Source organism: Pluralibacter sp., from assembly GCF_019237635.1.
Taxonomy (GTDB): Bacteria; Pseudomonadota; Gammaproteobacteria; order Enterobacterales; family Enterobacteriaceae; genus Enterobacter_B.
Map to the genome: position 1 here is coordinate 18654 of NZ_JAFAGS010000083.1, position 9156 is coordinate 27809.

Below are 9156 nucleotides of genomic sequence, written 5' to 3' on the forward strand. Positions count from 1 at the left end.
TTTACTCAGTTACCGGTTGCCGCGGTTTGCGCGCCAGGCGCAGGCGCAGACGATCAAAGAACAGATACACCACCGGGGTGGTATACAGGGTCAATAGCTGGCTCATCACCAGACCGCCAACGATGGTGATCCCCAGCGGCTGACGCAGCTCCGAGCCATCGCCGCTGGACAGCACCAGCGGCAGCGCACCGAACAAAGCGGCGAGCGTGGTCATCATGATTGGACGAAAACGCAGCAGGCAGGCCTGGAAAATGGCTTCTTCCGGCGGCAGGTTGCCGTGACGCTGCGCCTCAAGGGCAAAGTCGACCATCATGATGGCGTTTTTCTTCACAATGCCAATTAATAGCATGATCCCGATAAGGGCGATTAGGCTGAACGGGGCATTGAACAGCTCCAGCGCCAGCAGCGCGCCCACCCCCGCCGACGGCAGCGTCGAGAGAATGGTCAGCGGGTGCACATAGCTTTCATACAGTATCCCCAGCACGATATAGACCGTGGCAATCGCCGCGAGGATCAAAACGACCTGCGCATTCATGGTCTGCTGGAACACCTGGGCGGTACCGGCAAAGCTGCCGCGGATGCTGGACGGGACGCCGAGCTGGGTCATCGTCCGGCCGATGGCGTCGCTGGCTTCCGACAGCGATTTCCCGGTCGGCAGGTTAAAGGAGATGGTCGAGGCCGCCGACAGCTCCTGATGGTTCACCGACAGCGGCGCGTTGGCGGGCTGCCATTTCGCAATCCAGGAGAGGGGAATCGCCTTACCCTCGCTGTTAATCACGAACATCTGGTCCAGGGCGCTGATATCCTGGGTGTAGACCGGGTCGACCTCCATCACCACTTTGTACTGGTTCAGCGGCTGGTAGATGGTGGAGATCTGGCGCTGACCAAAGGCGTTGTTCAGCAGGCTGTTCGCCGCCTCGACGTTGATGCCGAGCCGCGACATGGTGTCGCGATCGTACACCAGATCCATCTCAGCGCCGTTGTCCTGCTGGTCGGAGTTAACATCCGCCAACTGCGGAAGTTTGGCCAGCGCGCGGGTGATTTTCGGGGTCCAGGCGCGCAGGTCGGCCAGGTCATCCGACAACAGGGTGTACTGGTAGCTGGCGTTGGCCTGGCGGCCGCCGACGCGAATATCCTGTACGGCCATCAAAAACAGGTTAGCGCCCGGTTCTTTCGCCAGCTTCTTGCGCAGACGATCAATCACCTGCTGCGCCGTTTCGTTGCGCACGTCGCGCGGTTTAAGGGTAATAAACATCATGCCGCTGTTGACCCGTGAACCGCCGGTAAATCCGGTGACGTTATCCACGGCCTTATCTTCGCGGATGATCTTCATAAAATCCTGAAGTTTGCCGCGCATGGCCTGGAACGAAATGCTCTGGTCCGCCTGAATGTTGCCCATCACCACCCCGGTATCCTGCTCCGGGAAGAAGGTTTTGGGGATCGAGATATAGAGCCAGACGTTGAGGGCGATGGTGGCGAGCAGCACCAGCCCCACCAGCCGGGCATGGTTCAGCACCCATTTCAATGATTTACCGTATCTTCGCTGCATAGCGACCAGCACGCGGCCGAACCCCCGGTTACGGGTTGGGGCGCGATGACGGGAAGATTTCAGCATCCAGCCGCACATCATCGGCGTCAGGGTCAGCGATACCGCCAGCGAAATGCCGATAGCCACCGACAGCGTCACCGCAAACTCGCGCAGCAGCCGCCCCGGCAGGCCGCCCATCAGCAGCAGCGGCAGGAACACCGCCACCAGCGACAGGCTCATCGACAGCACGGTGAAGCCCACTTCGCGGCTGCCCAGCAGCGCCGCCTGCAGCGGCTTCATTCCGGCTTCCAGGTGGCGGGAAATATTCTCCAGCACCACGATAGCGTCATCGACGACAAAACCGGTGGCGATGGTTAGCGCCATCAGCGACAGGTTGTTCAGACTAAAGCCGCACAGGTACATCGCGGCAAAAGTGCCGATAAGCGACACCGGCACCGCCACGGCGGGGATAATCGTTGCCCGTCCGGAGCGTAAAAACAAGAACACCACCAGAATCACCAGCGCCACCGAAATGACCAGCGTTTGCTCCACCTCGGCAAGGGAGGCGCGGATGGTCGGCGAGCGATCCTGAGCTATCTGCAGGTCGATAGCCGCGGGAATGGTTGCCCGCAGCGCCGGCAGGCGGGCGCGAATACTGTCCACGGTCTGGATGATGTTTGCTTCCGGCAGTTTGCGAATCATCAGCAGGATCGCCGGTTTGGCGTTGGTCATCCCGGCGTTGCGCACGTCCTGTACCGAGTCGGTCACCTTCGCGACATCGCTCAGCCGTACCGCCGCGCCGTGGTTGTAGTGGATAATCAGCGGCTTATATTCGGCGGCGGTTTTCAGTTCGTCGTTGGTGGCGAGCTGCCAGCGGTGGGCGGTGTCGTCGATAGCGCCTTGCGGGTTACGCACGTTGGCTTTGGTTATCGCGGTACGGACATCGTCCAGCGAGACGCCCTGATTGAACAGCGCCTGAGGGTTGAGGTCGACCCTGACGGCGGGCAGCGAGCTGCCGCCGATATCCACATCGCCGACACCCCCAATCTGCGAGAGGGTCTGCGCCAGTTGGGTGGAGGCAAAGTCGTACAGCTTACCCTGGGAGTAGGTCTCCGAGGTGAGCGTTAAAATCATGATCGGCGCGTCGGACGGGTTGGCCTTGCGGTAGGTCGGGCGGCTCGGCATGCCCGACGGCAGCAGGCTCTGCGCGGCGTTAATCGCTGCCTGCACGTCACGGGCGGCGCCGTTGATATCGCGGCTGAAATCGAACTGCAAAATGATGCGCGTGCTGCCAAGCGAGCTCATCGAGGTCATTTCGTTGACCCCAGAGATCCTTCCGAGCGAGCGTTCCAGGGGTGTGGCAATGGATGACGCCATGGTCTCCGGCGAGGCGCCGGGCAGCGAGGCGTTGACCATAATCACCGGGTAGTCGACCTGCGGCAACGGCGCCACCGGCAGCAGCCGGAAGCCCAGTACGCCGCACAGGGTGATGGCAAGCGTTATCAGAATTGTCGCCACCGGGCGGTAAATGAAGAGGGCGAAAAACTTCATTTACGCCTCCTCTTCACGCGCAGGCAGGCGGTTTTTCAGGTACAGCGACAGGCGGTCGAACAGCAGATAAATCACCGGGGTGGTGAACAGCGTCAGCACTTGGCTTACCAGCAGGCCGCCCACCATGCCTACCCCCAGCGGGCGTCGCAGCTCCGCGCCGACACCGGTGCTGAGCATCAGCGGCAGCGCGCCGAGCAGGGCGGCAAGCGTGGTCATCAGGATCGGCCGAAAACGCAGCAGGCAGGCCTGATAAATGGCTTCGCGCGGCGGCATATGCTGCTCGCGCTCGGCGGCCAGCGCAAAGTCGATCATCATGATGGCGTTTTTCTTGACGATGCCGATAAGCAGAATGATGCCGATTATCGCGATCACATCGAGTTCGCTACCGGAGACCCACAGCGCCAGCAGCGCGCCGACGCCTGCGGTCGGCAGCGTCGAGAGGATGGTTATCGGGTGGATAAAGCTCTCGTAAAGAATCCCCAGCACGATATACATCGCCACCACTGCCGCCACGACCAGCCAGACGGTGCTGCCGAGCGCGGACTGGAAGGCCAGCGAGCTGCCCTGGAACTGGGTGCGGATTTCCGCCGGGAAGCTGAGGGTTTTTTCCGCATCCTGAATCGCCTGCACCGCGTCGCCAAGCGAGGAATCCTGCGCCACGTTAAACGAGATAGTGGTCGACGGGAACTGATCCAGATGGTTAACCGCCAGCGGCGTAAAACGCTCTTCCACTTTGGCGATGGCGTTCAGCGGCACAATGCCGCCGCTGCTGCTGGTGATACGGATATTATCCAGCGCCGCCAGCCCTGGCGTTTCACTGGTGTCGTTTTCCAGCACCACGCGATACTGGTTCGACTGGGTGTAGATGGTGGAGATCAGGCGCTGGCCGAAGGCGTTGTACAGCGCGTTATCGACATCCGCCATGGTAATACCGAAACGGCTGGCGCTGTCGCGGTCGACATTGATAAAGGCCGCCAGTCCTTTGTCCTGCCAGTCGCTGCTGACGTCGGCCAGCTGCGGCAGGGTTTGCAGCTGCGCCGTCAGCTTCGGCACCCATTCGCTGAGCGCCTCCAGCGAGTTGGCTTGCAGGGTAAACTGATACTGGGTGCGGCTGACGGTCGTATCGATGGTGAGATCCTGCGCGGGCTGCAGATACAGCGTCACGCCTGGCACCCGATCGGCGGCGTTTTGCAGGCGCTGAATCACCGCCTGCACGCGGTCGTCGCGGTCGCTCAGCGGTTTGAGGTTAATCTGCAGGCGCGCGCTGTTGAGCGACGGGTTTGTGCCGTCGACGCCGACGAAGGCAGTCAGGCTTTCTACTGCCGGGTCCTTCAACAGAATATCGGAGACCTGCTGTTGACGCTGGGCCATGCTGGCGAACGACGCGGACTGCGGCGCTTGCAATGTGCCCTGAATAATGCCGTTATCCTGGATGGGGAAGAAGCCTTTGGGGATAAACACCCACAGCATAATCGACAGCGCCAGCGTTGCCAGCGCCACGCTGAGGGTCAGCCACGGGTGGTTCAGCACTCTGGCAAGCACCCGGCCATAGGCGGCAATCACCCGCTCGAAGAAGCGTTCGCTTGCCTGCGAAAAGCGGTTCTGTTTGCGCAGCGACTCGTGGCTCAGCATACGGGCGCACATCATCGGCGTCAGCGTCAGCGACACGATCGCCGAAATCAGGATAGCCACTGCAAGGGTAATGGCGAATTCGCGGAACAGGCGGCCAATGATATCGCCCATAAACAGCAGCGGGATCAGCACGGCAATCAGCGAGAAGGTCAGGGAGATAATGGTAAAGCCAATCTCCCCGGCGCCTTTCAGCGCGGCAGTCAGAGGCTTTTCGCCTTTTTCGATATAGCGGGAGATGTTTTCAATCACCACGATCGCATCGTCGACCACAAACCCGGTGGCGATGGTCAGGGCCATCAGCGTCAGGTTGTTGATCGAGAAATCGAGGAACACCATCACGGCAAACGTTCCGACCAGCGACAGCGGCACCGCCACGCCGGGAATGATCGTTGCTGGCACGTTGCGCAGGAACAGATAGATGATCATCACCACCAGCGCGATCGCCAGCATCAGCTCAAACTGCGTGTCGCTGACCGAAGCGCGAATATTGTTGGTGCGATCGGAAAGCACCTGTACCTTCACCGACTTCGGCAGGCTGCTGGTCAACTGCGGCAGCATCTGGCGGATGCTGTCGGCGGTGGCGATGATATTGGCGCCGGGCTGGCGCTGCACGTTCATCACAATCGCCTGCTGTTTGTTGGCCCAGGCACCCAGCCAGCTGTTTTCCGCGCCCTGTTCAATGGTGGCGACGCTGCCAAGCCGCACTGGCGCGCCGTTCTGGTAGGCGATGACCAGGTTGCGGTACTCCCCGGCGGACTGCATCTGGTCGTTGGCGGAGAGCGTGATGGCGCGAGCCGGGCCGTCAAGGCTCCCTTTCGCCGAGTTAACGTTGGCGTTGGTGATGGCGGTGCGGACGGTTTCGCTGGTCAACCCGAGCGCCGCAATGGCCTGGGCGTTAAGCTTCACGCGTACCGCCGGGCGCTGCCCGCCGGCAAGCGTTACCAGGCCGACGCCGGAGACCTGCGAAATTTTCTGCGCGACGCGCGTTTCCACCATGTCTTCAACCTGGGTCATCGGCAGGGCGGAGGAGGTCACGGCCAGGGTCATGATCGGCGGATCCGCCGGGTTGACCTTGCTGTAGACCGGCGGATTCGGCAGGTCGCCCGGCAGCAGGTTAGTGGCGGCGTTGATGGCGGCCTGCACCTCCTGCTCGGCGACGTCCAGCGACAGCGCAAGCTGGAACTGCAGCGTCACGACCGATGCGCCGCCCGCGCTTTGCGACGACATCTGTTTGAGGCCCGACATCTGGCCGAATTGCCGTTCCAGCGGCGCGGTGATGGAGGACGTTACAACGTCCGGGCTGGCGCCGGGATAAAGGGTAATGACCTGAATAGTGGGGTAATCCACCTCAGGAAGCGCGGAAACGGGCAGAAAGCGGTAGCCGATAATCCCGGCAAGCAGGATGGCGACCATCATCAGCGTGGTGGCGACCGGACGCAGGATAAACAGGCGGGACGGCCCGCCCGTATTGCCTGGAGGTAACACGTCCATCAGGAGCGAGCTCCTTTCTTACCGCCCTGGTGGGCCGCCGGGGCTTCTGCGGGCACGCTGTGCGCTTGCACAACGTCCACTTTTGCCCCATCGGTCAGGCGGTCGATGCCGTCGGTCACGACCCGGTCGCCTGCGGAAAGCCCGGCGCTGATGACCACGTTCTGGCTGTCCTGAATACCCGGCACCACCGTGTGTTTGCTGACCTTGTTATCATCGCTCAGCACCCAGACGAAGTTGCCTTCGTTACCCATCTGCAATGCAGCCGTTGGGATAACCACCGCGTTTTGCTCGGTATCCACGAGAAGGCGCGCGTTGACGAACTGGTTAGGGAACAGCGCGTCGTCCATATTGCTAAAGCGCGCTTTCAGCTTGATGGTGCCAGTGGTGGCGTCAATCTGGTTATCGAGGCTCAGCAGCGCGCCGTTGCTGAGCTTTTGTTTGTTGGTCCGGTCCCAGGCTTCGACCGTTAGCGGCTGACCGGCTTTCTGCGCCTGCACCACGGTGGCGATATCATTTTCCGGCAGGGTAAACACCAGGTCGATAGGATGCGTTTGCGTCAGCACCACAATGCCGGTGGTGTCGCTGGTGGAGATCTGGTTGCCGATATCCACTTGCTTGAGGCCGACGCGGCCGTCAATCGGCGCCGTGATGCGGGTCCAGTCAAGCTGCAACTGAGCGCTGGCGACCGCAGCCTGATCGGCTTTTACCGTCCCTTCGCTTGCCGTCACCAGCGCCGCCTGTGTATCCAGCTCCTGACGGGATATCAGGTTGGTTTTCACCAGTTGTTGATAGCGCGCCAGATCGCGGCGCGCATTGGCGAGGGTGGCATTGTCTTTCGCCAGCTGTCCCTGAGCCTGGGCCAGTGCGACGTTAAACTGACTTGGGTCGATCTGCGCCAGCAAGGAGCCTGCTTTGACCTGCTGGCCTTCCTGGAAGTTAATGCTGAGCAACTGGCCGTCGACGCGGCTGCGAACCGTCACGGTGTTCGCCGCGGTGATGGTGCCAAGGCCCGTCAGATAGCGTGGTACGGATTCTCTGGTCGCCGTCGCGGCCTGCACTGGCGCCAGCGCGCCGCTAAAGCGTCCGCCGTGACGACCGCCGCCAGTATGCTGCCCGGCAGGGGCCGAAGCGCCCGCAGCGACGCTGTCCGCGGTGCTGCTGCGGCTGTGCCAGAATCCGATTGCGGCGCCAGCCACAATCACCACACTCAACGCCATCATCCAGCGCGTTTTTTGACTGCCTTTCATTGTTATACGTATCTCATCCTGAAACCTTTCACGGAATGATACTAGTTTAGTTAGCGAACGTGCCGGAATAATGGAGGAAATATGAAAGACTGTCTGGAAAGGTCTTAATCAAGGAGATACGGTGGAAATACGCACGCCGGACCGTCTGACGATACCGGCGTGTAAAGGCAGGATTAACCGAACATCACCTGCGCCCAGCGGGCAAGCCCGGCGGTAACGGAACCGAAATCATCGCCGCCCGCGATGTTGATGCCCGGCAGTTGTTCGGCCAGCGCTTTCTTAATCAACGGCGAACGGGCGCTGCCCCCGGTCAGGTAGATAACGTCCGGCGTTTCGCGGCCGTTGTCGAGCGCCAGCTGCACCTGTTCGAGGATCCGCGCCAGCGGTTGGTTCAGCGCTGCTTCGAGTCCGTCCTGGTTAATGGCGGCGGCCAGCGAATCGCTGATGAACGGCAGCGCAGCGGAATATTCCGCCTGCCCGGAAAGGGCGATCTTGCTCTCTTCGGCGCTGCGTACCAGCCGGTAGCTCAGACGCTGCTGCCATACTTTCAGCAGCAGGGCGACCTTATCGGCATCGCGCGCGTCGCGAACCAGATCCCGCAGCAGACGGCCATTGGCGCTGCCATAGAAGTCAGTTTGCGCCGGAACGTCGTTGATGGCGACGGCGTTCCACCACGGCAGCACCGGCAGCGCGATGCCTTTTTCCGTTTCACCGCCCATGCCGAGCAGCGGCATCAGGCATTTAAACGCCAGCGCGATGTCCAGATCGTTTCCGCCGACGCGACAGCCGCTGTGACCGAGCAGGCTCTCCTGACGATCGCGGCGGGCGCGCCATTGCGGGCCCATCAGCAGCAGCGAGCAGTCGGTGGTGCCGCCGCCGATATCCACCACCAGTACGCGCTTTTCCGCGCTGAGCGTGGCTTCAAAATCCAGCCCTGCGGCGACCGGCTCGTATTGAAAGATAACATCGCGAAAACCGGCGCGCTCGGCGGCGCGGGCGAGGATCCCCTGCGCCTGGGCGTTGGCGTCATCGCCGCCCAGCCCCTGGAAGTTGATCGGACGACCGATAACCGCCTGGGTAATGCTCTGCGGCAACTGGGTCTCCGCCTGCTGTTTGATGTGTAGCATCATCGCGCAGACCAGATCTTCAAACAGCGCCACTTGCTGCGGCTTCAGGCCGCTGGCGCCGAGAAAGGATTTCGGCGATTTAACGAAGTAGACCTCTTCCGGGTCGTCAATGTAGTGCTGCAGCGACGAAAGACCGAACTGTACGCTGTTGCGCAGCACGTCGATGTCTTCTTCGCGGTTGTATTTCAGGGCCCGACGCAGCAGGGCTTCGTTTTCGTCGCCGTTCGCCGGAACATCATGATGGCGGTACAGCCATTCGCTCACCGCTTCGCGGGTCGGCGCGCACAGCATCGACGGCAGCAAGGTGCTGTCGTTTTCCAGTTTCAGCAGTTGCGGTGTGCCGTTGTCCATGACGGCAACCGAACAGTTAGCCGTCCCATAGTCAAAACCAATAAACACTTGTTATTTCCCCATGCCAGTGAAGAAGGGGGGCGACTTTAGCCCAATGAAGCCCTGGCGACAACCGGAATATGAAAGCAAGGCGAAAAATGCGCCAGGCGGTTATCCTGTAAAGGTTAACGAAGGAGAAGACATGTTTAATTTGCCCTGGCAGCCGCCTTATGACTGGAACTGGATGTTT

The 9156-nt window shown here is 61.1% G+C and carries 4 protein-coding genes; all 4 read right to left on the minus strand.

All coding sequences use genetic code 11. The features are described 5' to 3' along the window. Window position 1: 1 nt before the first annotated feature. Complete coding sequence (gene mdtC / locus JO226_RS10295; protein ID WP_293561458.1) at window positions 2-3079, minus strand: multidrug efflux RND transporter permease subunit MdtC; 3078 nt, start codon at window positions 3077-3079, stop codon at window positions 2-4. Continuing rightward, window positions 3080-6202, minus strand: a complete 3123-nt coding sequence (locus tag JO226_RS10300; protein ID WP_293561460.1) for an MdtB/MuxB family multidrug efflux RND transporter permease subunit — start codon at window positions 6200-6202, stop codon at window positions 3080-3082. Continuing rightward, the gene (locus JO226_RS10305; protein WP_293561461.1) at window positions 6202-7449 is read right to left on the minus strand and encodes an MdtA/MuxA family multidrug efflux RND transporter periplasmic adaptor subunit; all 1248 of its coding nucleotides are present in this window, start codon (window positions 7447-7449) and stop codon (window positions 6202-6204) included. Before JO226_RS10305 ends, JO226_RS10300 begins: the two co-directional genes overlap by 1 nt. 173 nt (window positions 7450-7622) lie before the next feature. Beyond that, window positions 7623-8975: a molecular chaperone gene (gene yegD, locus JO226_RS10310; protein WP_293561464.1), complete on the minus strand. Its 1353-nt coding sequence runs from the start codon at window positions 8973-8975 to the stop codon at window positions 7623-7625. Between the last annotated feature and the right edge of the window lie 181 nt (window positions 8976-9156).

What these genes read in the sequence shown, in the direction of transcription:
- mdtC (WP_293561458.1), bottom strand. Translation starts at nt 3,079, where the DNA reads ATGAAGTTTTTCGCCCTCTTCATTTACCGCCCGGTGGCGACAATTCTG.
- JO226_RS10300 (WP_293561460.1), bottom strand. Translation starts at nt 6,202, where the DNA reads ATGGACGTGTTACCTCCAGGCAATACGGGCGGGCCGTCCCGCCTGTTT.
- JO226_RS10305 (WP_293561461.1), bottom strand. Translation starts at nt 7,449, where the DNA reads ATGAAAGGCAGTCAAAAAACGCGCTGGATGATGGCGTTGAGTGTGGTG.